Annotated in this window: 1 protein-coding gene; it reads right to left on the bottom strand. The window is 77.5% G+C overall.

Features of this window, described 5'->3' with window-relative positions; genetic code table 11:
- Positions 1-404 (bottom strand): type II secretion system F family protein (locus B4K29_RS00715; RefSeq protein WP_286966178.1); only part of this gene is annotated, 404 nt, incomplete at both ends.

Raw genomic sequence — 404 nt, 5'->3', positions numbered from 1 at the left:
CGGCGCGACGGCCCTGCTCGCGCACGTCCTGCGCCTGCGAGCGCATGACGTCGGCGAGCGGGGTGCCGCGCTCGACGGCGATGACGATGCCGTCGACGAAGCGGGCGAGGCCCGGGAGCCCGGTGCGGTCGGCCAGGGACTGCAGGGCGGCGGGCAGCGACGACCCCGCGCGGGCGTCGGCGAGGCAGTGGCGCAGCTCCTCGGCGAGGTCCCCGCCGGAGAGCCGGCAGACGCGGTCCAGGGCGCCCGAGGCACCCTCCCCCGCGCTCACGGACAGGGCGAGCAGCTCTGCGACCGTAGGGAACTCCTGCAGGATGCGGTCCTCGCGGCTGCGGACGGCCCGGCTGAGCAGGTGGTCGCGCAGGACCACCCCGGCCGCGGTCGCCACGACGACGAGCACGACG

Origin of the sequence: Arsenicicoccus sp. UBA6765, from assembly GCF_002453335.1 — a bacterium.
In the GTDB taxonomy this organism is placed as follows: Bacteria; Actinomycetota; Actinomycetes; order Actinomycetales; family Dermatophilaceae; genus Arsenicicoccus; species Arsenicicoccus bolidensis.
This window is presented reverse-complemented; position numbering and strand designations above follow the sequence as displayed.